Below are 23,368 nucleotides of genomic sequence, written 5' to 3' on the forward strand. Positions count from 1 at the left end.
ATGCACTTATGAGCCTTCGCTCTCAAGCTGCTTGGCAGTAACTGGCACGCTGAGTGGTCGCAGCGGCCCGGTCAACGCATGCAGGATGCGCAAATCCTCGGCATCCAGCGTGCGGGCGTCGCTGCCGCGGTAGTGATGATGAAATGCCTGCAGCGTCGCAGCAGGATCGTCGACGCTGTAGCCGAGCAGGGCAAGCGCCTGCCAGGGATCGAAGCCTGCCGGCGCGGCGGGGGCATCGGCGGCAGGCCAGCGGCCGAAGCCGGCGTCGGCCAGGCGCTTCCACGGAAACAGCGGGCCGGGATCGTTCTTGCGGGTGGGGGCCACGTCTTCATGGCCGACGATCTGCGTACGCGGGATGCGCAGGCGGGTGCACAGGTCGTCCAGCAACACCAGCAGGCTGTCGATCTGGGCGGGCGCGAATGGCTCGCTACCGTCGTTGTCCAGCTCGATGCCGATCGAAGCGGAATTGATGTCGGTGATGGTGCCCCAGCGCCCGGCGCCGCCATGCCAGGCGCGCTGGTCGTCGCTGACCAGTTGATAGCGCGCGCCATCCTCGCCGATCAGATAGTGCGCACTGACCCGGCCGCCGCTATTGCGCCCGCGCAGCGTGCCCAGGCTCTGCGGCACCGATTGCTGGTCTGTGAAGTGCAGCACGATCAGGATTGGCCGCCGCGCGTCGTAGTTGGGCGATGGCACCCACTGGGCCAGCGGGTTGCGCTGCGGCGCATGCGCGCACGCCCCCAGTGACAGCACCACCAGGCACAGCGCGGCACGGAGCCAGGGCAATGGCGACAGCGTGGGAGCAGATGACATCGGATTCTCCTGGCAAAACGGCAAGGGCTTGCGCTGCACCAGCACCCTGATGGGCCGCGCAGGCGATGTACCCATTATCTGCCGTGCGAACGATGGCATGCAGCATGCGGCTGCGGCCAGTGGCAGACAGACTGCGAGTGTGCAGAGACCGACAGACCTTACAGCGCCGCTGCCCCCATGCGACACGCACCAGTGATAATGCGCATGCGTACACTAAAGACCGGCGCGGTTGGCGCAGGTCTACCCTGCGCTTGCCGTAATGATTTCCCGCACAGAGCCTCGCCAGTCGCTGTATCCCATCAAGAGCCCTCTTCATGCCACTGTCGCGCCGCCTGCTGACGTTGTTGCTGCTGGTCATCGGACTGTCCTGTGTTGCCGCTGCGGCAACGCCTGCCAGCCCGATACCGCACACGGCACCGTTGGCGGCCAGCGATGCGCAGCTGACCGCCGACTACTGGATCCAGCGCGCTGACAACGCGCAGACGCTGCGTATGACTGCCGCACAGATCGCCGGCTTCAATGCGCGTTTGCTGCGTGACGATGGCTCCATGCACGACCTGTCGCAGCTGGCCGAAGTGCTGCCAGCGGCCGAGGTGCGCGCGCGCATCGAAACACTGTCGGCCATGCCGACGCGTGCGCTGTACGACAGCGAAGGTCACAGCATCGATGCCTCGCGCCTTGCGACGCTGCGCCACGCACTCGCACTGGATGCACTGCCTGCGCAGGTCACGCCACGGTTTGCACTGGTGGTGCAGCGCGCGGCACTGCGCACCTTCCCGACCGCGCAACGCGTGTTCAGCACCACCGACGACCATGATATCGACCGCTTCCAGGAATCGGCGCTCTACCCCGGTACACCGGTGGCGGTGCTGCATACCAGCGCCGATGGTGCATGGCACTTTGTGCTGGCAGCCAACTATGCGGCCTGGATCGCCGCCGACCGGATTGCCGTGGGCACGCGTGAGGAAGTGCTGGACTATGCACAACGCAGCCCACGACTGGTGGTCACCGGCGCACGCGTGCAAAGCGCCTACACCCCGGAGGTGCCCGCCATCTCCGCACTGGCGCTGGACATGGGCACCAGCGTGCCGCTGCTTGGCGACTGGCCGCCGCAGCAGCCGGTCAACGGGCAGTTGCCGCAGGCCGCCCATGTCGTGCAGCTGCCGCTGCGCAACAGTGATGGTCGCTTGCAGCTGGTGCCGGCACTGATCCCACGCGGCGCCGACGTGCGCGTGGGCCCGTTGCCGGCCACGCCTGCAGCGTTGTTGCAGCAGGCGTTCAAATTTCTCGGCGAACGCTATGGCTGGGGCAACGATTACGATGCGCGCGACTGCAGCGGTTTCGTGCTGGATGTGTATCGCAGCCTGGGTATTGCATTGCCGCGCAATACCGGCGATCAGGCACGCAGCCCTGCGCTGCTGGGCGTTCCGTTCCAGGCGCAGGCCGCACTGCCGCAGCGCCTGCAACAACTTGCCCGGCTGCAGGTCGGCGACCTGATCTACATCCCTGGTCATGTGATGCTGGTGGTCGGACACGAGCGCGGTGCGCCATGGGTGATCCATGACGTGGCCGGCGCCAGTTACCGCGACGCAGCCGGCAACGTGCAGCGCGCGCGCTTGAACGGTGTGTCGGTGACGCCGCTGCTGCCACTGCTCGCCAGCGACGGCACACCGTTCGTCGACCACATCACCCGCATCCAACGCATCGCACCGATTGGCTTTCCATGAAGATCACCGGCTTTCGCCTCGGCATGCTGCGCGTGCCATTGAAGACCCCGTTCAAGACAGCAGTGCGTACCGTGCAGGCGATCGAGGACGTGGTGGTGCTGCTGCAGACCGACAGCGGCCACATCGGCTATGGCGCAGCGCCGGCCACCGCCCCGATCACCGGCGATACGCACGGCTCCATCATCGCTGCGATCCAGCATTGCATCGGGCCGACGTTGATCGGCCAGGACGTGGCCGATCTCAACCGGCTATGCGCGCTGGTGCAACACGCGCTGGAGCGCAACACCAGCGCCAAGGCGGCGGTGGAGATCGCGCTCTACGACCTGTGGGCGCAGGCCCTGGGCGCCCCACTCTACCGGGCGCTCGGCGGTGGCATGCCGCGCATCACCACCGACATCACCATCAGCGTCGATAGCATCGACGTGATGGTGGCGCAGGCGCAATCCGCGCTCGCGCGCGGCTATCGGTCGCTGAAGATCAAGGTCGGCAAGGACAGCGGCTCGGACCTCGAGCGGATCACCGCGATACATACTGCTGTCGCTGGCCGCGCATCGCTGCGCCTGGATGCCAACCAGGGCTGGACGCCCAAACAGGCGGTGCGCACCATGCGTACACTGGAACACGCCGGCATCGTGATGGAACTGGTGGAGCAGCCGGTCAAGGCCGCGGACATCGACGGGCTGGCGTTTGTCACCGCGCGGATCGACACGCCGGTGATGGCCGACGAAAGCGTGTTCTCGCCGGTCCAGGTGATCGACCTCATCCAGCGCCGTGCCGCCGATATCGTCAACATCAAACTGATGAAGACCGGCGGGCTATCCAACGCAATCCGCATCGCCGATATCGCTGGCTTGTACGGCGTGCCCTGCATGATCGGCTGCATGATCGAATCCAGCATCAGCGTGGCTGCGGCAGTGCATCTGGCGGTGGCCAAGGCCGGCAGCATCACCCTGGCGGATCTGGATGCGCCCGCGCTCGGGCAGTTCGATCCCACCGAGGGCGGCGTGCACTTCGACGATGCGCAGATCCATATCGACGACTCGCCCGGCCTGGGCATCCGCCGCATCCACGGGCTGGAGCTCTTGCCGGCTTAAAACGTCAGTAGGATCTCCAGGCCGCATTGGCCCAGGCATGGCGCCGTCAGCGCTTCTTTGCACACGCAGTCACCCGGACAGCGAACGTCGTGCATTGCTTGCACCATGCCCACCGATCATCTCGACAGGTCCTTGCCCGCTCACCGTCGCGGGACCTTACGCGGCATGGATGCCGCGTAAGAGCCTACAAGGATGTACTTGCGGCGTGTCCTGCGAGGGCGGGCGGGCAAGGGCCCTGCAACCATGCCCCAGATCAGCCGCTCTGCAGCCAGCCACAGAGGCCAACTCTCCCAGAACAACAAAACACACTCGAAGCCCGGCCAAGCAGTCGCACAAACCAGGCGCGCGCATGCGGCACACGGCCACATTGCTGAGTACAGTAGCGACATGATGGTGTGCCCAACGCGGCACCAAAGCAGCGTACTGTCTCCGTCAACCGTGTATCGCCCCCAGACTCGTCCCCCGCTCGACCCATTCCCCCCGGAGCCTGCATGCGCCTTGCCACCTTGTTTCGATCCGCTGTGCTGTTGGCGCTGGCGAGCTGCGGCAGCGTTGCCGTCGCTGCCGGGCCGATCGATGCCCTGAATCAAGCGCGCGCATTGATCGTGGTGACCACGCCGGACTGGGACAGCACCCAGGCGCGCCTGCAGACATTCACCCGTGTGGACGGCCACTGGCAACCGGCCGCACCGGGCTTCGCGGTCGCGCTCGGGCGGCATGGCAGTGCCTGGGGCGATGGCCTGCATCCGGCGCAGGCGCAAGGCCCGCAGAAGCGCGAAGGCGACGGCCGCAGCCCGGCCGGTGTATTCGCGATCGGCCCGGCCTTCGGTTACGCCCAGCAGATCGACAGCGCCATGCCGTACCAGGCGATGAGCGCCACCCACTACTGCATGGATGTGCCGAGTTCGCCGCTGTACAACCGCATCGTCGATGCCGCGCAGATCGGTAAGGCTGCAGTGGCCGGGTCGACCGAACCGATGCGCCTGGACCTGCAACATCCCGGCGATGCGCGTTACAGCGAGGGCTTCGTGATCGCCCACAATCCCGATGCGGTTCCCGGGCGCGGCAGCTGCATCTTCGCGCACCTGTGGCGCACGCCGGGCCAGTTCACCGCCGGCTGCACCGCGATGGCGCCGGCCGATATGCAAGGCCTGCTGGCCTGGTTGAAGCCCGACGACAAACCGCTGTTCGTGCTGTTGCCACGTGCCGAATACGCACGCCTGCAAGCCCGCTGGCAGTTGCCCGAGTTGAGGGAGGCAGCACGATGACCACCCCAGCTCCTGCACCCGATTCCACTGGCCTGGTCCGCGTGGTCAGCCGCTGGCAGATTGTCGGCTTGTCGATCAACGATGTCATCGGCAGCGGCATCTATCTGCTGCCCGCGGCCACCGCGGCACTGCTGGGGCCGATGAGCCTGTGGGCGGTGATGCTGGCCGGTCTGGCGGTGGCGTTGCTGGTGTTGTGCTACGCGCAGGCGGCCAGCTATTTCGACACGCCGGGCGGCAGTTACCTGTACACGCGTGAGGCGTTCGGCCCGTTTGTCGGCTTTCAGATCGGCTGGATGATCTGGCTCACGCGCATCAGTTCTGCAGCGGCATTGAGCAACGGCCTGGCCGATGCGGTGGCGCGGTTCTGGCCGACCGTGGCAACCGATCACTGGGCGCGCTTGCTGGTGGTCGTCGGTTCCCTGGGGCTGCTCACCGCCATCAACGTGATCGGCGTGAAATCGGCTGCGCGTACCGGCATCGCGCTGGTGATCGGCAAGCTGGTGCCGTTGCTGCTGTTCGTGGCCATCGGCCTGTTCTACGTGGACTGGTCGTGGGCCTTTGCCGGCACCACGCCGGATCTGCGCGACCTGGGCAATCTGGGCGAAGCGGCCTTGCTGCTGCTGTTTGCCTATGCAGGCTTTGAGAACATTCCTGCGGCCGCGGGCGAATATCGCAACCCACGCCGCGACGTGCCGTTTGCGCTGATCACCATGATCGTCACGGTCACCTTGATCTACGCCGCGGTCCAGGTCGTCGCACAGGGCACGCTGCCCAATCTTGCCGCCTCGCCCACGCCATTGGCCGATGCCGCAAGCCGTTTCGGCGGCGAAGCGCTGGCGCTGATCCTCACCGTGGGTGCCACCATTTCCATCCTCGGCACCACCAGCAATACGGTCATGCTCGGGCCGCGCTTTCTGTTCGCGCTGGCACAGGATGGCTACGGCCCCGCATTCCTGGCACGTGTGCATCCGCGCTTCCACACCCCGGCTGCGGCAGTGCTGACCCAGGGCGTGCTGTCGCTGGCGCTGGCGGTGTCCGGCTCGTTTACGCAGCTGGCATTGTTGTCGATGGTCACGCGGCTGTTTGCCTACATCGGCACTGCTGCGGCAGTGATCGTGCTGGCGCGTCGCTACCGGCAACGCACCGACACCTTGCGCCTGCCTGGCGGGCCGGCCATTCCCATCGCAGCGCTACTGCTGTCGCTGGGCCTGCTGGCCAGCGCCAGCTGGCAGAACCTGGCGGCCGCCGGGGTGGCATTGCTGGTGGGCTGGCTGATTTACCTGTGTCCGCGCAAGCCCGCATAGCGGTTTTCGCAGGACGCTCGCACAGCGATCACGCACGACTAACCGTGTCCGTCCAACGCTGCAGTTCTCACCTGCATGGGAGCTTGCGATGAAACTGCGCCGTGTCTACAGCACGCCCGATATCGAAAGTGCGCAACGCGTCATGCAGGCCGCACGCAGCGCCGGCATCGACAACGATGCGCTGTCCTTGATTGCCCGTTCGGATATCGAGCTGGAAGGCATTCCCGATGAACGCAAGGATGCCAAGACGGATTTTCTCCCTGCTGCCGCGCGCGGCGCCGCCACCGGGGGCGCTGCGGGCTTGGTCGCCGGACTGGTTGCCATCGCCGTGCCTCCGATCGGCCTCACCATCGCCGGTGCCGGCGTCATGGCGCTGGCAGGCGCCCTGGTCGGCACCTGGTCGTCTGCACTGATCGGCGCCACCGTCCCCGATCCGGTCCGCCGCCAATTCGAGGACGAAATCCAGGCAGGGCGCGTCCTGGTCATCATCGACGCCGACGAGCCCTCGCTGCAGCATGCCGAAGCCAGCCTGCGTGCCGCCGGTGCCACGCCACTACCATACGAAGCTGCATCGGCAGCGACGTGACGCGCGCCGACCACCGGCTGAATCGTTGGGCGCGGCGCACCGTGTCGCGCAAGGGCGCGCCAGAGAGCGTCACCAAGTGCAGCATGCCTTGATGCCCTCCTCACCTGTCCTGGCAACGGATTTAACACCTGCCCGCCTAGGTTAGGGCGCACATTCAACACGGAGACGAGCATGAACGTGCCGTATCAGATTCCGGGCCGCGCACCGGACGAAGACCGCAGCCAGAACGTGTCCAATTATTGGCGCGAGCGCTTCACCGAAGAACCGTATTACACCGAAGGTGACCGCTACGAAGATTACGAGGGCGCCTATCTCGCAGGACACCAAGCGCGCATCCGCGAAAACGCCCGCGCCTACGATCAGGTGGAAGCGGAATTGCACCGCGAGTGGGAAGCCAACCGAGGTACCGATGGCCTGAGCTGGAGCAAGGCCCGTCACGCCGTCAAGCGTGCCTGGGAAAATGCGACAGACTTCGTGACTGGCGACAACAAGTCCAAGCCCTGAAAACAACAACGCCACCGTCGAGGTGGCGTTGTGGTATCAATCTGTCTGTATTGCATCAGTCCAGCGGTGGCGGTACTGCGCGAGAGTAATGCGATGCGTTGGCGACATCCATCGCATCGCGGGTGTTCTTTTGCACCGCAACCGCGCCGAACAGGCTTAATGCGTAGGCCATCGCGTAGAAACCTTTCTCGCTCAGCAATAGGGTCGCGTTGATCAGGCCGATTGCCAGTAGCAGCAGCGCGATGACCAGCGAGAACCAACAGATCGCGTAGTACAGGCCCGTCACCGGAATTCCATCTGCGCGGTCACGCACACTCTTCTGCAACGACACCGATGCGAACAGGCCAAACAACAGCAGCGTGAAGTAATAGCCTTTTTCGTTGAGCATCATCTGCGCATTCCATAGCCCGACCAGGTAGGCAATGCCACCCAACAGCAATGCAGCCCAGGATGCGGCGATAAAAGCAGGTGACGTTTTTTGCGTGGCAGCCATGGAAACTCCTTTTCATGGTGAAGCAGTGATGTGGGACGCACACGTCTCACAAAGAAAGTGATCTACGACAAGGCGGCCTTGAAGGCGTCGTGTAAGGTACTTTAAAACCCGACGCAGGACACGTTGCGGGAGGGCTGCAACGTCACTGCGCCCATTCCCTGGAGGACCTCATGTCTGTCCGACGTCTGCTTGCCCTGGCCTGCTCGGCCAGCTTGTTCACCGCCGCCACCGCATGTGCCGCGCCTGCCGTCGCGCCGGCGGCCGCCATTCCCAAGGCGCAGTGGCCGTTCCAGGCCACCACCGTTGCCGATTTCGACGAACCCTGGGCAATGACCTTCCTGCCCGACGGCAGCCTGTTGGTCAGCGAAAAACGCGGTGCATTGATGCGGCTGGATCTCAAGACCAACCGCAAGAGCGCCATCACCGGCATTCCGGTGGTGGCGTACGGCGGCCAGGGCGGCTTCGGCGATGTCCTGGCGCATCCGCGCTTTGCCAAAAATGGCCTGGTCTATGTCAGCTACGCCGAACCGGGACAGGGCGATACACGCGGCGCAGCGGTGGCACGCGCCACGCTCACGCTGGATGCCAGCGGCGGCGGCACGCTGTCGGACCTGAAGGTGATCTGGCGCCAGGATCCCAAGGTCACCGGCAACGGCCACTTCGGCCACCGGCTCGCGTTCGGGCCGGACGGCAAGCTGTGGATCAGTTCCAGCGAACGCCAGAAGTTCACCCCCGCCCAGGACATGCAAGCCAATCTCGGCAAGCTGATCCGTCTCAACGATGACGGCAGCGTGCCGGCCGACAACCCGTTCGCTGCGCAGGGCGGCGTTGCCGCGCAGGTGTGGTCGCTGGGTCACCGCAATATTCTCGGCCTGGCCTTTGACGGCAAGGGGCGCCTGTGGGAACACGAGATGGGCCCGCTCGGCGGCGATGAGTTGAACCTGATCCAGCGCGGCGCCAACTACGGTTACCCGATCGTCTCCAACGGCGACAACTACGACGGCACCCCGATCCCGGATCACAACACCCGCCCGGAATTTGCCGCGCCCAAGATCAGCTGGACACCGGTGATCTCGCCAGCCGGCTTTGTGATCTACAGCGGCAAGCAGTTCCCGGCGTGGCGCGGCAACGGCTTTATCGGCGGCTTGTCGTCGATGTCGCTGGTGCAGGTCTCGCTCGGCGATCAGCCGCGCGAGGTGGCCCGCTACGACATGGGCGCGCGCATTCGCGAAGTGGAACAGGGTCCGGACGGCGCGCTGTGGTTGCTGGAAGACGAAGCCAGCGGCAGCACCGGGCGCCTGCTCAAGCTGACGCCCAAGAGCAAGGCAGCAGTCGAGAACGAGGCATAACTCCGCAAGATCGCGCCCAGGGGAGTCGTGCCACCGCCACGCGTCGAATGCGTGCTGGCGGTGGCCACGATTTTCGCGGCGAAGCCGCGTTCGATTAGGTGCGGTGCATGGCGCGATACATACAGATGCGAGCAGAGCCGTGGTCACATCGACCAGGCATGCGCTTACATCTTCCCTGACCCAATGACGGCGCGCCCTTGGGCCACGTCCGTCACCGTCATCTCAAATCCCGCGTAGCAGCCGCACTCCGCTGCGTATCGCGTGAGTGCGCCCTACCACGCCCGCGGGTGTTTAGGCCTCCAGCAATTCGAACGTCACCGCCTCGCCACTCTTGGCCGAGGCGCACACCCACACATCGAACACGCCCGGCTCGGCGCCAAACACATTCTTGTGGTTGGTAAAGGCCAGTGCATCACGCGTCAGGGTGAACACCACGTCCGTACTTTCGCCAGGCTGCAACAACACCTTGCGGAAACCCTTGAGTTCGCGCACCGGACGCACCCGGCTGGCCACGCGATCGTGCACATACAGCTGCACCACTTCTTCGCCGGCCACGCGACCGGTATTGGTGACGCGCGTGGTGATGGTCAGGGTCTGGTCCCAGCCGAGCTGCGCACTGCTCAGCTGCGGCTGCGCATACGCAAAGGTGGTGTAGCTCAAGCCGTGGCCAAACGGATACAACGGCTCGTTGGGCATCTCGCGCCAGCGTGCCTTGTACTCGGACAGCGTCGGCAGTTCCGGGCGGCCGGTGCGCAGATGGTTGTAGAAATACGGCTGTTGCCCGGTCACCTGCGGAAAGCTGATCGGCAGACGCGCGGAGGGGTTGTAGTCGCCGAACAACACGTCGGCCACGCCGGTACCGGTCTGCGTGCCCAGGTACCAGGTCACTGCGATCGCATCGGCATCGCGCACCGCACCGCTCAGGGCCAGCGCGCGGCCATTGCGCAGCAGCACCACCATCGGCGTGCCGGTGGCGGCGATGGCTTCGGCCAATGCCTGTTGCGCCGGCGGCAACACGATCTCGGTGCGCGACTGCGCTTCGCCACTGAAGCGCTGCGGCTCGCCCAGCGCCAGCACCACCACGTCGGCGGCCTGCGCCGCATCGATGGCGGCGGAAATACCGCCCGGCAGTGCGTCTTCCAGGCCACAGCCCGGCACCACCGTCAGATGCTCGCTGTCGACCACCGCGCGCACACCCTGCTCCAGGGTCACGTAGCGCTGCTTGTCGCCGAACAGTGTCCAGCACCCCTCGATGTTCTCGCGGTCCTGCACGAACGGCCCGATCAACGCGATGTGCTGCCCGCTTTTCTTCAGCGGCAACACCTCGCCCTGGTTCTTCAGCAACACGATCGAACGCCGCGCCGCATCGCGCGACAACGCATCGTGCGCGGGCAGATGCGCGGTGTCGGCTTCGCGTGCCGGATCCAGCGAACGGTACGGGTTGTCGAACAGCCCGATCGCCTCCTTGAGCTGCAGCATGCGGCGCACGCTGGCATCCAGCGTGGCCATCGGCACCTCGCCGCTTTCCACCAGCGACGGCAGATGCGCGGCATAGAAGCCGCTCTGCATGCTCAGATCCAGGCCGGCCAGGAACGCCTTCTTGGTCGCATCGCGCTCATCGGTCGCATAGCCGTGCGCAATCAATTCCATGTCGGCGGTGTAATCGGATATCACCACGCCGGGGAACTGCCATTCGCCGCGCAGGATCTCGGTCAGCAATTCGTGATTGGCACTGGCCGGCACGCCGTTGATGTCGTTGAACGAAGACATCACGGTCAGTGCGCCGGCATCGAAGGCGGCCTTGAACGGCGGCAGGTGCACATCGCGCAGTGTCTGCGGCGCGATGTCCACGGTGTTGTATTCCATGCCCGCAGCCACGGCGCCGTAGGCGGCGAAGTGCTTGGGGGTGGCCAGCAGGCAATCGTCGGCCTTCAGATCGCTGCCCTGGAAGCCGCGTACGCGGGCGGCGGCAAACGCCGCGCCCAGCACCACGTCTTCGCCGGCGCCTTCCGCGCCACGGCCCCAGCGCTGGTCGCGCGCGATATCCACGGCCGGTGCGTAGGTCCAGTGCAGGCCGGCGGCGGTCGCCTCGATCGCGGTGGCGCGCGCGGTGCGCTCGGCCAGCTCGGGCTCGAAGCTGGCCGCCTCGCCCAGCGGGATCGGGAACACCGTGCGCATGCCGTGAATCACGTCCGCCGCCAGGATCACCGGGATGCCCAGGCGGCTTTCTTCCACCGCCACCTTCTGGATCTGCACGCCCAGCGCGGCGCCGACGCCATTGAACAACGAGCCGACCCGGCCTGCGCGCACCTGCTGCAGCACCTCGTCGGCGTTGAGCACATTGGCTTCGGGATTCACGTCCGGCGCGAACGGCCGCACCATGTCGGCGAACACACCCAACTGTCCGACCTTCTCTTCGACGGTCATCTGGGCAATCAGGGTTTCGATACGATCAGCAGCCATGAGATCCTTGAGAAAACGTTTACATGGCCGTCAATTCTAGCCTGAGGCGACCGCGAGGGGGCAAGTGCCGGGATTTGGAATTCGGGATTCGGGATTTGTCGGGTCCGGTTGAACCGCGCCTTGGGGCTGGGGATCGTTGGCGTGGTCGTAGATCTCGGTCCGGTGCCACCTAGGTTTTCCGGGGCGCGGCCAAGGATCGGAGCTCGCTGAGCGAGCCCGCGGCCGGTGGCCGTCAGCGGGCCCGCTCGCGCTCGATGATCACTCCCACCGCCTGCGCGCCGCGCACCGCACCGGGCTTGCTCAGCTTCAACCGCAGCCAGTGCACGCCGAACTCGTCCAGCACGATCGCCGCGCAGCGCTCGGCCAGGGTCTCCACCAACCCGAAGTCCGAGGCCTGCACGAATTCGATCAGCCGCTTGCTCACCGCCTTGTAGTTCAGTGTGTCGGCGATGTCGTCGCTGGCGGCCGGAATGCGGTTGTCGAAGCCCATCTCCAGATCGAACCGCAGCGTCTGGCGGATGCGCCGCTCCCAGTCGTAGATGCCGATCAGCGCATCGATTTCCAGGCCTTCGATAAAAACTTTGTCCATTGGGAGCCGTGATTGGGGATTCGGGATTGGGGGATTGGCAAGAGCGCGACAGACAGCAGGTAGAGGGACTAGCTTCTACGAATCTCCAATCCCCACTCCCGAATCCCGCGCCGCCGCCAGCGACGGCAAGCCAGCCATATCCCAACGCGGCGTCACATGCACTGCCGCGTCGGCGCGCTCGCCGGCCTCCAGCCGCAGCGCGCCGGCGAAGGCGATCATCGCGCCGTTATCGGTGCACAGGGCCGGCCGCGGGAAGCACACCCGGCCGCCGCGCCGCTGCGCCGCGTCCTGCAGGCGTGCGCGCAGGCGCTTGTTGGCGCCCACGCCGCCGGCCACCACCAGGGTGTTGCAGTCGGCCGCATCCAGCGCGCGCAGGCATTTGATCGCCAGCGTCTCCACCACCGCATCCTCGAACCCGCGCGCGATGTCCGCCCGCGTGGTGTCGGACTGGTCGCTGCCGCGCCAGGCCAGCAGCACCTGGGTCTTGAGCCCGCTGAAACTGAAATCCAGCCCGGGCCGGTCGGTCATCGGCCGCGCGAACTTGTAGCGCCCCGGGGTGCCGGTTTCGGCCAGCGCCGCCAGTTGCGGCCCGCCCGGATACGGCAGGCCCATCATCTTGGCGGTCTTGTCGAAAGCCTCGCCGGCCGCATCGTCCAGCGTCTCGCCAAGCACCTCGTACTCGCCCAGCGCCTTCACCGATACCAGCTGGGTGTGGCCGCCGGAGACCAGCAGCGCCACGAACGGCGGCTGCGGCGGGTCGTCTTCCATCAGCGGCGCCAGCAGATGGCCTTCCATGTGATGCACGCCGATCGCCGGCACATCCAGCGCCCAGGCCAGCGACCGCGCCACACCGGCACCAACAAGGAGTGCGCCGACCAGGCCCGGGCCGGCGGTATAGGCCACCCCATCGAGTTCGTCGATCCGCAATCCGGCCTCGTCCAGGGTCTGGCGGATCAGCGGCAGCAGCTTGCGCACATGGTCGCGACTGGCCAGCTCGGGCACCACGCCGCCGTATTCGGCATGCAGCGCGATCTGGCTGTAGACCGCGTGGGCCCGCAGCGCCGGCACGCCCGACAGCGCGGTGTCGTAGACCGCCACGCCGGTCTCATCGCACGATGATTCGATCCCAAGAACTTTCACGGCAACTCGGCAGGCAGGGACATGCGGGCTATTTTCGCAGCTTTTACCCTGCGCAGATCGGCCAGGGGCGATCTGCTGCGCGGCCGTGTGCTCGCCACCGGATCACCCGCAAGCGCAGGCTTTATCAGGCTTGCTCGCGCAGATGCCGCAGGGGGCTTGCAGGTCGTTGGCAAGTCGTTATAATGCGCGGCTCGCCGGGGCAACCCGGAAATTCCGTCACGCGAGTCCGCTCGCACCCGCCCGGGGCTCCCGGACGGAAATCCCATTATCTGGAGAACCCATGCCCAGCGTTAAAGTCCGCGAGAACGAGCCCTTCGAATTTGCGCTCCGTCGTTTCAAGCGCACCTGCGAAAAGGCCGGCGTGCTGGCCGAAACCCGCAAGCGCGAGTTCTATGAAAAGCCGACCCAGGAGCGCAAGCGTAAGGCTGCCGCTGCCGTGAAGCGTCAGTTGCGTCGTTCCTCGCGCGACGTCACCAAGCGCCAGCGCTTGTACTGATCGAACGCGGTTCCTTGCCGACGGGCATGCGCTGAAGGCGCGGCCCATCGGAGTGGAACCCAAGAGCCGGCACGCGCAAGCGTCGCCGGCTTTTTGTATTGGTCGCTGCCAGGCGACCGCTGCGTTCTGCGCAGCTGCAGAGCCGACCGGCATCGCTGCCGCCATCCGCGCCTGCCCAGCCCGACGTCCTGCACAGCCCGACTTCCTGCCGATGCACCGCGCCCGTCATGGCGCATCGGCACATCAGCAACACGCACTCCCAGGAGTTACACCATGCCCCTCAAGCAACAGCTCACCGATGACATGAAAGCCGCCATGAAGTCCGGCGACAAGCACAGCCTGGGCGTGATCCGGCTGATCAATGCCGCGATCAAGCAGAAGGAAGTGGACGAGCGCGTCGAGATGGACGATGCCGCCGTGATCGCCGTGCTCGACAAGATGGTCAAGCAACGCAAGGACTCGGTCACCCAGTTCGAAGCCGCTGCACGCGACGACCTGGCGCAGATCGAGCGCGAGGAGATCGTGGTGATCGAGCGTTACCTGCCGGCCAAGATGGGCGAGGCCGAGATCGTCGCCGCCATCCAGGCAGCCATCGCGCAGACCGGTGCCAGCAGCCCGGCCGACATCGGCAAGCTGATGGGCGCACTCAAGCCCAAGCTGGCCGGTCAGGCCGACATGGGCCTGGTCTCGACGCTGGTCAAGCAGCATCTGGCAGGCTGAGTCTTCGCCTGCACAGTGCCCTGTGCCCGATGGCCAGGGCACTGCAGCGAGCCGCCCGAGTGCGGCTGGCTGCAGCGCCGTTTCAATAGCAGCACACGCGCAACATCCAGCGCCCGCTTTCACCCGATCTTTGAACATGCCCTGTTAGAACACTTTCGCCAGCACAGGTCCGGGTGAAGCATTCCGCATGCCGGCTTCACCTCACGATGCCTGCGCGCACAACGGTATGCCCAAGGATTCCCCGCCGGTGACGAAGCTCTCAACCGAACACCTGCAGAAACATCTGAGCCGCCTGCAGCGCAGCCTGCCGATGGCACTGCTCAATCGCTTTCTCGAGATCGACGTGATGACGCAGGCCGCGTCGCTGTCGTTCTACGCCTTGCTGTCGCTGGCACCGCTGCTGGTGCTGCTGCTGTGGCTGACCGCATCGCTGTATCCACCTGCGCAGGAAGCGCTGGTGCAGCAGATCGCGCAACTGGCTGGCGGTAGCGCGGCGGAAGTGGCCGACACGGTGATCCGCAACGCCACCGATCAACCCGGGGTAGGCTCGTTGGCCGGACTGTGGAGCACGTTGCTGCTGTTCATCGGCGCCACGGCGGTGTTTGCGCAGTTGCAGAACGCCCTGAACCTGATCTTCCGCACCGACAAGCAGCGCCTGGAAGGCCTGATGGCGTGGCTGAAGAAGCGCGTGTTCTCGTTCGGCGTGATCCTGGCCCTGGGCTTCTTGTTGATCGTGTCGATGATTGCCACCACCGCGTTGCAGGTGGTGTTTGCACGGCTGCCATCGGTGCTGCCGGCGATCGGCTACATCACCACCCTGGCGCTGTATTCGCTCGCCTTCGCTTTCCTGTATCGCTATCTGCCCGATCGCACCGTCAACTGGCGGCAGGCCTTCGTCGGCGGTGTGATCACCGCGCTGTTGTTCGCCCTGGGTCGCTACGGCATCGGCCTGTACATCGCCAAGGCCGCGCCTGGCAGCGCATACGGTTCGATGGGCACCTTGGTCATCCTGCTGGTGTGGATGTACTACGCCTCGGTGGTGTTCTTCGTCGGCGCCCTGCTGACCGCGGTGATCGACGAGCGCGTGCGCTCGCATCGCAAGCTGCGCGAGGCCGGCGTGGATACGGACAACCTGCCGCCGGTCGCCGCCGAACCAGACGCCACGCTGCAGCCGCCGGAAGCACCGACGCGCAGTTGATTGCGCATGCGGCGCGTGCCCGAGCGGCATACGCCGCTTTGCTGAGGGCCCTCGCTCACTGAAATCGGCGCGCGCCGGCGGCTGGGATATCCTAGCGGGATGGCCCGCATCCCCGACGCATTCATCGACGAACTGCTTGCACGCACCGACATCGTCGAGGTGGTGGGCGGTCGCGTGCCGCTCAAGCGTCAAGGCAAGGAATACTCGGCGCGCTGCCCGTTCCATGACGAGCGCTCGGCCTCGTTCACGGTCTCGCCGACCAAGCAGTTCTATCACTGCTTCGGCTGCGGCGCGCACGGCACCGCGATCAGCTTCCTGATGAATTACGACCGCCTCGAATTTCTCGATGCGGTCGACGAGCTGGCCAAGCGCGCCGGCATGGAAATCCCGCGCGAGACCCAGCAACGCACCCCGCAGCAGCAGGACGACAGCCGCGAGCTGTATTCGGCACTGGAAGCGGCAACCAAGTTCTTCCAGCGTCAGCTCGAGGGCAGCGAACGCGCCCGCGACTATCTGGACAGCCGCGGCGTGGATGCCGACAACCGCGCGCGTTTCCAGATCGGTTACGCGCCCGATGGCTACAGCGCACTGAAGGACACGCTGGGCACCGATGCGCGCCGCATGAGCGTGCTCGAACGCGCCGGGCTGTTTTCCAAGAACGATCGCGGCCATGTCTACGACAAGTTCCGCGACCGGGTGATGTTCCCGATCTTCGACCGCCGCGGCCGCGTGATCGCGTTCGGCGGACGCATCATGGGCGCGCCGGCCGACGGCCGCGACCCGGGGCCGAAGTACCTCAACTCGCCGGAAACCGCGCTGTTCCACAAGGGCCGCGAGCTGTACGGCCTGTGGCAGGTGCGCCAGGCCAATCAGAAGATCGAGCGGCTGATCGTGGTGGAAGGCTATATGGACGTGGTCTCGCTGTTCCAGTTCGGCGTCACCCAGGCGGTGGCCACACTGGGCACGGCGACCACGCCAGAACATGCCGAGTTGCTATTCCGTAACGCGCCGGATGTGTACTTCTGCTTCGACGGCGACAACGCTGGCCGCAAGGCGGGCTGGCGTGCACTGGAATCGGTGCTGCCACGCATGAAGGACGGCCGCCAGGCGTTCTTCCTGTTCCTGCCCGATGGCGAGGACCCGGACACCATTGTGCGCAAGGAGGGCGCGCAGGCTTTCGATCAGCGCCTGAAGCAGGCCACGCCGCTGTCACAGTTCTTCTTCGACGAGATGTCGCGCGAGATCAACCTGCACACGCTCGATGGCAAGGCACGGCTGGCCGAACGCGCCAAGCCGATGCTGGCACAAATTCCCGAAGGCGCGTTCGGCGACCTGATGAAGCAGGAGCTGTCGCGCCTGACCGGCGTGGGCGTCAGTCAGGCGGCGCAGGCGTCCACATCGCAGGCACGGCCACCTGCCCGCATGGGTGCGCCTGCGCAGAAACGCAGCCTGGTGCGCGCGTCGATCGCGATCCTGCTGCAGCGTCCGTCGCTGGCGATGAGCCTGGAGGGCGACCACGATTTTTCCGGCCTGCGCCTGCCCGGCATCGACCTGTTGATGGAACTGCTGGCACTGGTGCGGCAACGCCCGGAAATCAGCACGGGCGCGCTGCTGGAACACTTCGCCGAACGCGACGAACAGGCCGCGCTACAGAAACTGGCCGCACAGGCATTGCCCGGCGACGAACACAGCTGGGCGATGGAACTGCATGACGTCGTTGCGCAACTGGACAAGCAATTGCTGCGTCAGCGCCTGGACGAACTGCAGGACAAGCAGCGCGCGCAGGGCCTGGACGACACCGACAAGTACGAATTGCGCGAGCTGTTCAAGGCGCTCGCTGCGTTGTAGTGCGGGTAGCGCGAGGGGATCGGTTTACGCTGTCGTGTGCGGGCCAGGCGCGCACGCTGCACGACACCATGGCCCAGTTGCACCGGCAACTGCTGCAGCAGCGCATCGAAGAGCTGTAGACAAGGCAACGCGCACACGGACTCGACGAGATCGACCAGCGCGCCCTGCTGCGCCTACGTCGAGGCGCGCGCCGAGCACCTGGCGCATGCTGTCAGACCACCTGTTGCCGACGCAGCCGGCCAGCGCTGGCCGCCGCATGCAGATGCGCGCTCATAGCTGCTTGAACAAGGTCTTGGCCATCGAGCCGAGCGCCGCGCTGACCGCTTCGATCTTGTCGGCATCGGCCAGTGCGGCGTGGCCGGCATGCGCGGTCAGCCGCTCGATCAGGGCATCGCGCGCGGGCGCTTCGTCGGCACTCTGGCTCTGCGGCGTACCGGACACCGGCGTGAGCCATGGGGCAATCAAGGCCTGATAGGCGGTGGTGTGCTGGGAAGCCATCTGCTCGAGAAATTGCAGGACCGTCGTGGGGGTGCCGGTGAGCGTGCCGGTCAGCGGCTGGTTGGCGATCTGCCGGTAGTTCACCGTGGACGCCACCGCATTGGCGATGGCCACATCGACCAGCACATCGATCTCCTTGATCGGCGCGTTCCCGTACAGCGTCTTGATCTGGCTGAGCATCGGCACGGTCCAGGCATGCGGCACGCAATCGAGCGTGTTCCACAAGTCGGCATTCCAGATCTGATACGGCGCCGCGCCCGGCGCTGGAGAGGGCAATGCCTGCGCATACAGCGCGGCGAACCCGCCGTTGCCCGGCGTGGCGCCGGCGGTGGGATAGCAGTGCACGACGCTGAAATTGTCCAGTTTGCCGTTGCTCTTCAACCAGGTCGCCAAGGTCGGCGACAGCGCACCGCCCAGGCTGTGTCCGGCAAAGATCACCGTCGCCTTGCTGCCATCCAGCGCTTGCAGGAAATCCAGCAGCGTCGTGTTCGGCGCCAGTGCGGTGGAGGGGCTGACCATGTTGAGCAGATGCCACACACCGGTGGCGGCCCCCATCGAGATGACCGCCGAACCTGGCTTGACGGGTTTCTTCGCCGCAACCGGCGCGGTGCCGAGCAACGGCGTGTAGGTCGCAAAATCCACCACCGAGGACACATCGAAGTCTTCGGTGAACCAGTCGTAGAGCGACTCCGGGTTGGTGGCGCTCAACGCGACCACATACGCCTCGCCGATGCCCGGCATGGCGTCGGTATGGGCCACGTACATGGCATTGCCCGACAGCGACGAATCGGCCGCCTGCCAGACCTGCGGCCCCCACACCAGTTGCCAGTCGCCGATCCGGTCCTGGGTGTCGGCCGATGCCAGCGTCTGCAGCAACGTGGCCTGGTAGTCCGCCTGCAACGCCGGCTGGCTGCCCCTGCGATCGCCCACCCAGTTGGCCAGGGCGGAAAGCGCAAAGGTCTGTTGATATTGGTCGTAATGCATGGACTGGCTCCTTTCCTTAGGCCTTGCGTGGAAACACGAGCGAACACGGACGCGGCGCGCGGACACCGTTCGGGCACGGAGGCGCGCGGCGTGTGCAACCGGAATCTAACAAAGGATGTGCGTGCCAGAAGCGCCCGCGCAGCGGAATCTCGACGCATCGCACGAATCGCTCACCACCCCACGCGGCGCCGTCTGCAGTGCTGCAGGCAGGCGCAAGCGCACGCTGCTGCCGGAGCCGGTGCGAGCACGCATGCGTCCCCGGCCTGCGCTGCGCGGCCGACTCGCACGGTGCACGCTGGCCTCTACAATGGCACTCTGCAGGCAGCCCTCCCCCTGAATACGCACGATGATCAAACACTGGCTGGCGCGGTTGCGCATTGATCCATTCACCCTCGCGCTGCTGTGCACGGTCACGCTCGCCTCGTTCCTGCCGGTCTCCGGCACCGCCGCGGCGGTCATGGACGATGTCACCGACGTGGCGATCGCCGCGCTGTTCTTCCTGCACGGCGCGCGCCTGTCGCGCGAGGCGGTCAAGGCCGGCGCGCTGCATTGGCGCCTGCATCTGGTGATCCTGGCCTGCACCTTCGTGCTGTTCCCGCTGCTGGGGCTGTTGTTCAAACCGCTCGCGCATCTTGCGCTGACACCGGAGCTGTATATCGGCGTGCTGTTCCTGTGCGCGCTGCCGTCCACGGTGCAATCGTCGATCGCCTTCACCTCGATGGCGCGCGGCAACGTGCCGGCGGCCGTGTGTGCCGCCTCGCTTTCCAGCCTGCTGGGGGTGTTTTTCACACCGTTGCTGATGGGCGCCCTGGTCGGCAGCCAGGGCGCGATGGCGCACCCGGCCGAGGCAATCGGCAAGATCCTGCTGCAGTTGCTGGTGCCGTTCCTGGCTGGCCATTTCATGCGCCCGTGGATCGGTGGCTGGGTCGAACGGCATCGCGCGGTGCTGCGTTACACCGACCAGGGCACCATCCTGCTGGTGGTCTACACCGCCTTCAGCGCATCGGTGAACGAAGGCCTGTGGCAGAAGACACCGTTGCCGGCCTTGCTCGCGGTGCTCGGTGCCGCCGCGCTGTTGCTGACGGTGGCGATGCTCTCGATCACCTTCATCGCGCGGCGCCTGCGCTTCAACCGCGCCGACGAGATCGCGATCGTGTTCTGCGGTTCGAAGAAGAGCCTGGCCACCGGCGTACCGATGGCCAAGGTGATGTTCGCCGGCGGTGGCCTGGGCGCGATCGTGTTGCCGATCATGCTGTATCACCAGCTACAGCTCATTGTCTGCGCATTCGTGGCCGCGCGTTATGCGCGCAACGCGCCGGGCGAGCCGCAGATCACTCCCGGTGGTCATTGAAGGTAACGGCCACTGCACGGCGGTGGTCTGATCGACGACACATGGCGCAGCCCACGCGGCGTGCCCTGCAAAGGCTTGCTTGCCGCCGGCGCGTTGCCTGCGCGCCATCGCCGGCCCGCTACGCCCGACGCGACACCGGTTCGCGTTGCATGCCGGCGCCGGTTGTAAGCAGATATACAACGGTTATGACGCACTCCGACGCTGGCACGGTGCCGCTCGCTAGAGTGTTCGATCCACCTTGCCGCCCCCATCGGTGATTGCCATGACGCTATCGTTCCGACGCCCTGCCCCGTCCCTGATCGCGCTGCTGGCGGTGCTGGCCACGCTCACTGCCTGCAACAAGCCTGCCACGCCGCCAGCCCCGACACAGACCAAGGCGGCCGCCACGCCGGCACCCGCGTCCAGCATCGCCTGGCGCGAGGGCGATGTCGAAGATGCCTTCGCCGAGGCCAGGGAAAGCGGCAAGCCGATCCTGCTGTACTGGGGTGCGGCCTGGTGCCCGCCCTGCAATCGCCTGAAGGCCACCTTGTTCAAGGACCCGGCCTTCATCGCCCGCACGCAGCAATTCGTGGCGGTGCATCTGGACGGCGATTCGGAGGGCGCGCAGGCCTGGGGCGAACGCTTCGGCATCAAGGGTTACCCGACCATCATCGTGCTGCGCCCGGATCGCAGCGAGATCACCCGCCTGGCCGGCGATGCCGACAACGCGCGTCTGGCCGATGTGCTGCGGGTCGCGGCCAAGAGCACCAGTACCGCCAGGCAACTGCTCGACACCGCATTGCAGACCCCGCAGCAGCTCAGCGCGGACGACTGGGCCGTACTCGGCAACTATGCCTGGGGCACCGACGATCGGCTGGTCAAGCCGGAGCAGGCCGTGGATGTGCTCACGCGCCTGTCCAGGTCGGCGCCGCAGCCGGCGCTGCAACGCAGCTTCGCCCTGGCGGCGATTACCGCAGCCAAGGAACCGCCTGCTCCCAGCGCGGCGTCGCGCACCTTGCTGGAAGCGGTGCTGGCCGATCCGGCAGAGGTGCGCGCCAATCTCGGCACGCTGAGCTACATGCCTGCACGGCTGGTCGCCGCTGCCAGTAGCGATGCCGGTGAGCGCACCGCCTTGTCCAATGCGCTGAATCTGGCATTGGACAAGGTCTACGCCGACACCGCACTGCCGATCGCCGACCGGCTCGGCACCGCGTATGCGCGCATCCAGCTGGCACGCCTGGCACAAGGCCAGCCCACCGAAACCGAGGCCAAGGGCCCGCAACCGCCGTTGCCCAAGGCCGTGGTCGACACCGTGCAGCAACGCGTGCAATGGGCGACCGACACCGCCAGGACCGATGAGGAGCGCCAATCCACCATCAGCACCGCCGCGGCATTGCTCGGCGAGGTGGGCGACCGCAGCGGCGCCGAACAGTTGCTGCTGGCCGAGTTGACGCGCAGCAAGACGCCTTACTACTACATGCCCGAGCTGGCCGATCTGGCCGAACAACGCGGCGATAAGAAGACCGCGTTGTCCTGGCTCAGGAAGGCGTACGAAAGCGCGCAAGGCCCCGCCACTCGCGTGCAATGGGGCGTGATGTACGTGGATGGCCTGATCCGGCTCAGCCCGGACGACACCGCCGGCATCGAGGCCGCTGCCACGCAGGTGATCGGCGAGCTGGCCGGGCAGCCCGATGGCTACCGCCAACGCACCCGGCAGCGCTTCGCCACGCTGGGCGCCACGTTGAAGACCTGGAGCAAGCAGCATCGCCAGGAAGGCAATGCGGTGCTGACGCGCCTGCAGCAGAAGATGCAGAGCAGCTGCGACAGCAAGAACACCAGCGACTGCGCCAGCTGGTTGAGCTGAGCCGGCGTGAGCGAGCAGCCCGCTACGCGGCGAATTTGAGTGCATTAAGTAGCGATTGCGCGCCGTATGCCCAACGGCACGCACAACGGGTGTGTAAGAGCGAGATGGGCCGGTCCCAGCCACCGACCGCATCGGCCTGACGGCTGCCTCGGTCGCAGCCCTATCGATCGCCTTGATGGCAGCAGCTGGCATTTGCTGCCGCTAGCGCACCCACGGCAACAGCAGGTGGTCCACCATCAGAAACGCGAACAGCGCCATCAGGTAGACGATGGAGTAACCGAACATCTTCATCGAGAACAGCTCGTCCGGCGGGTCGAGCATGCGCCAGGCGTACCAGAGGAACACCACGTTGAGCACCACCGCGCCGCCCAGGTAGAACAGCCCACTCATGCCCACCGCCACCGGCAGCAGGGTCACGATCGCCAGCAGCACCGTGTACACCAGGATCTGCTTGCGCGTATGCGGCACGCCATGGGTGACCGGCAGCATCGGGATCGCCGCCTTGGCGTAATCGGCACGGCGGAAGATCGCCAGCGCCCAGAAATGCGGCGGCGTCCAGATGAAGATGATCAGCACCAGCAGCGAGGCGTTGATCCAGTCGGCGCTGGTCGGCAAGCCAGTCACTGCGGCCCAGCCCAGCATCGGCGGCGTGGCACCAGCCAGGCCGCCGATCACGATGTTCTGCGAGGTCGCACGCTTCAGGTACACGGTGTAGATCACCGCGTAACCGATCAGCGACGCGAACGTCAGCACCGCGGTGATCACATTCACCCAGACCACCAGGATGGTCATGGAGATCACGATCAACACGCCGGCAAACAGCAGTACCTGCCACGGCCGTACCTTGCCCACCACCAGCGGGCGCCACGAGGTCCGCGCCATCTGCGCGTCGATCTTGGCGTCCAGCAACTGGTTGATCGCTGCCGCCGCCGACGCCGCCAGCCAGATGCCCAGAAAACCCAACGCACCGGTGCGCACCTGCACCCACGTCGGCACATCGGGGATGGCCAGGAACATGCCCACCAGGGCGGTGAACACGATCAGTGCCACCACCTTGGGTTTGGTCAGATCCCAGTAATCGCGTGCGCTGACAGCCATGC

At 65.9% G+C, this 23,368-nt stretch carries 20 protein-coding genes; 13 read left to right on the forward strand and 7 right to left on the reverse strand.

All coding sequences use genetic code 11. The features are described from left to right. Positions 1-6 precede the first annotated feature (6 nt). The gene (locus ACCQ04_RS18335; protein ID WP_226427548.1) at positions 7-813 is read right to left on the reverse strand and encodes an N-acetylmuramoyl-L-alanine amidase; all 807 of its coding nucleotides are present in this window, start codon (positions 811-813) and stop codon (positions 7-9) included. Between the two features lie 314 nt (positions 814-1,127). On the opposite strand from ACCQ04_RS18335, the gene ACCQ04_RS18340 reads away from it, so the two are divergent. From ACCQ04_RS18340 to ACCQ04_RS18365, 6 genes are all read left to right on the forward strand, one after another. Beyond that, positions 1,128-2,540 (forward strand): SH3 domain-containing protein, encoded by a 1,413-nt coding sequence (locus ACCQ04_RS18340; RefSeq protein WP_226427549.1) that lies wholly within the window; start codon positions 1,128-1,130, stop codon positions 2,538-2,540. After that, positions 2,537-3,634: a dipeptide epimerase gene (locus ACCQ04_RS18345; RefSeq protein ID WP_102580510.1), complete on the forward strand. Its 1,098-nt coding sequence runs from the start codon at positions 2,537-2,539 to the stop codon at positions 3,632-3,634. The genes ACCQ04_RS18340 and ACCQ04_RS18345 overlap by 4 nt, the downstream gene beginning before the upstream one ends. A gap of 491 nt (positions 3,635-4,125) precedes the next feature. Next, positions 4,126-4,902 (forward strand): L,D-transpeptidase family protein, encoded by a 777-nt coding sequence (locus tag ACCQ04_RS18350; RefSeq protein WP_226427550.1) that lies wholly within the window; start codon positions 4,126-4,128, stop codon positions 4,900-4,902. After that, positions 4,899-6,206, forward strand: a complete 1,308-nt coding sequence (locus ACCQ04_RS18355) for an APC family permease (protein WP_226427551.1) — start codon at positions 4,899-4,901, stop codon at positions 6,204-6,206. Before ACCQ04_RS18350 ends, ACCQ04_RS18355 begins: the two co-directional genes overlap by 4 nt. Before the next feature lie 88 nt (positions 6,207-6,294). After that, the gene (locus ACCQ04_RS18360) at positions 6,295-6,792 is read left to right on the forward strand and encodes a hypothetical protein (RefSeq protein WP_016902823.1); all 498 of its coding nucleotides are present in this window, start codon (positions 6,295-6,297) and stop codon (positions 6,790-6,792) included. A gap of 171 nt (positions 6,793-6,963) precedes the next feature. After that, entirely contained in the window at positions 6,964-7,296 is a 333-nt protein-coding gene (locus ACCQ04_RS18365; RefSeq protein ID WP_102256994.1) for a hypothetical protein, read from the forward strand. 55 nt (positions 7,297-7,351) lie between these two features. On the opposite strand, the gene yiaA is transcribed toward ACCQ04_RS18365, so the two are convergent. Continuing rightward, on the reverse strand, positions 7,352-7,789 hold the full coding sequence (gene yiaA / locus ACCQ04_RS18370; protein ID WP_046344757.1) for an inner membrane protein YiaA: 438 nt from the start codon (positions 7,787-7,789) through the stop codon (positions 7,352-7,354). Between the two features lie 170 nt (positions 7,790-7,959). On the opposite strand from yiaA, the gene ACCQ04_RS18375 reads away from it, so the two are divergent. Continuing rightward, a complete protein-coding gene (locus ACCQ04_RS18375) occupies positions 7,960-9,138 on the forward strand; it encodes a PQQ-dependent sugar dehydrogenase (protein ID WP_226427552.1) in 1,179 nt (392 codons plus the stop codon). Positions 9,139-9,429: 291 nt separating this feature from the next. On the opposite strand, the gene ACCQ04_RS18380 is transcribed toward ACCQ04_RS18375, so the two are convergent. From ACCQ04_RS18380 to tsaD, 3 genes are all read right to left on the reverse strand, one after another. After that, positions 9,430-11,601: a glycoside hydrolase family 3 N-terminal domain-containing protein gene (locus tag ACCQ04_RS18380; protein ID WP_184519252.1), complete on the reverse strand. Its 2,172-nt coding sequence runs from the start codon at positions 11,599-11,601 to the stop codon at positions 9,430-9,432. 232 nt (positions 11,602-11,833) lie between these two features. After that, positions 11,834-12,190, reverse strand: coding sequence for a dihydroneopterin aldolase (gene folB / locus ACCQ04_RS18385; RefSeq protein ID WP_024938857.1), 357 nt, complete (start codon positions 12,188-12,190; stop codon positions 11,834-11,836). Positions 12,191-12,265: 75 nt separating this feature from the next. After that, entirely contained in the window at positions 12,266-13,330 is a 1,065-nt protein-coding gene (gene tsaD, locus ACCQ04_RS18390) for a tRNA (adenosine(37)-N6)-threonylcarbamoyltransferase complex transferase subunit TsaD (RefSeq protein ID WP_184433097.1), read from the reverse strand. Positions 13,331-13,610: 280 nt separating this feature from the next. Here tsaD and rpsU point away from each other — a divergent pair, with 280 nt between their 5' ends. From rpsU to dnaG, 4 genes are all read left to right on the forward strand, one after another. Beyond that, positions 13,611-13,826 (forward strand): 30S ribosomal protein S21, encoded by a 216-nt coding sequence (rpsU, locus tag ACCQ04_RS18395; RefSeq protein WP_002808376.1) that lies wholly within the window; start codon positions 13,611-13,613, stop codon positions 13,824-13,826. A gap of 273 nt (positions 13,827-14,099) precedes the next feature. Further along, entirely contained in the window at positions 14,100-14,546 is a 447-nt protein-coding gene (locus ACCQ04_RS18400) for a GatB/YqeY domain-containing protein (RefSeq protein WP_016902816.1), read from the forward strand. Positions 14,547-14,793: 247 nt separating this feature from the next. After that, positions 14,794-15,744 carry a YihY/virulence factor BrkB family protein gene (locus tag ACCQ04_RS18405; protein WP_102580517.1) on the forward strand — a complete coding sequence of 317 codons (951 nt, stop codon included), beginning with the start codon at positions 14,794-14,796 and terminating at the stop codon, positions 15,742-15,744. Between the two features lie 99 nt (positions 15,745-15,843). Next, on the forward strand, positions 15,844-17,592 hold the full coding sequence (dnaG, locus tag ACCQ04_RS18410) for a DNA primase (RefSeq protein ID WP_226427553.1): 1,749 nt from the start codon (positions 15,844-15,846) through the stop codon (positions 17,590-17,592). 270 nt (positions 17,593-17,862) lie between these two features. Here dnaG and ACCQ04_RS18415 read toward each other — a convergent pair whose 3' ends face one another. Beyond that, positions 17,863-19,074, reverse strand: coding sequence for a lipase family protein (locus ACCQ04_RS18415; RefSeq protein WP_167763576.1), 1,212 nt, complete (start codon positions 19,072-19,074; stop codon positions 17,863-17,865). A gap of 346 nt (positions 19,075-19,420) precedes the next feature. On the opposite strand from ACCQ04_RS18415, the gene ACCQ04_RS18420 reads away from it, so the two are divergent. Both ACCQ04_RS18420 and ACCQ04_RS18425 read left to right on the forward strand, forming a co-directional pair. Beyond that, positions 19,421-20,425, forward strand: coding sequence for a bile acid:sodium symporter family protein (locus tag ACCQ04_RS18420; protein ID WP_039524893.1), 1,005 nt, complete (start codon positions 19,421-19,423; stop codon positions 20,423-20,425). 262 nt (positions 20,426-20,687) lie between these two features. After that, positions 20,688-22,268, forward strand: coding sequence for a thioredoxin family protein (locus ACCQ04_RS18425; RefSeq protein WP_226427554.1), 1,581 nt, complete (start codon positions 20,688-20,690; stop codon positions 22,266-22,268). A 201-nt stretch (positions 22,269-22,469) separates the two neighbouring features. Here the strand turns inward: ACCQ04_RS18425 and cyoE are convergent, their stop codons facing one another. Then, entirely contained in the window at positions 22,470-23,366 is an 897-nt protein-coding gene (gene cyoE / locus ACCQ04_RS18430) for a heme o synthase (RefSeq protein WP_016902810.1), read from the reverse strand. Positions 23,367-23,368: the final 2 nt, after the last annotated feature.

It is taken from the genome of Xanthomonas sp. NCPPB 2866, from assembly GCF_041475745.2.
In the GTDB taxonomy this organism is placed as follows: Bacteria; Pseudomonadota; Gammaproteobacteria; order Xanthomonadales; family Xanthomonadaceae; genus Xanthomonas; species Xanthomonas arboricola.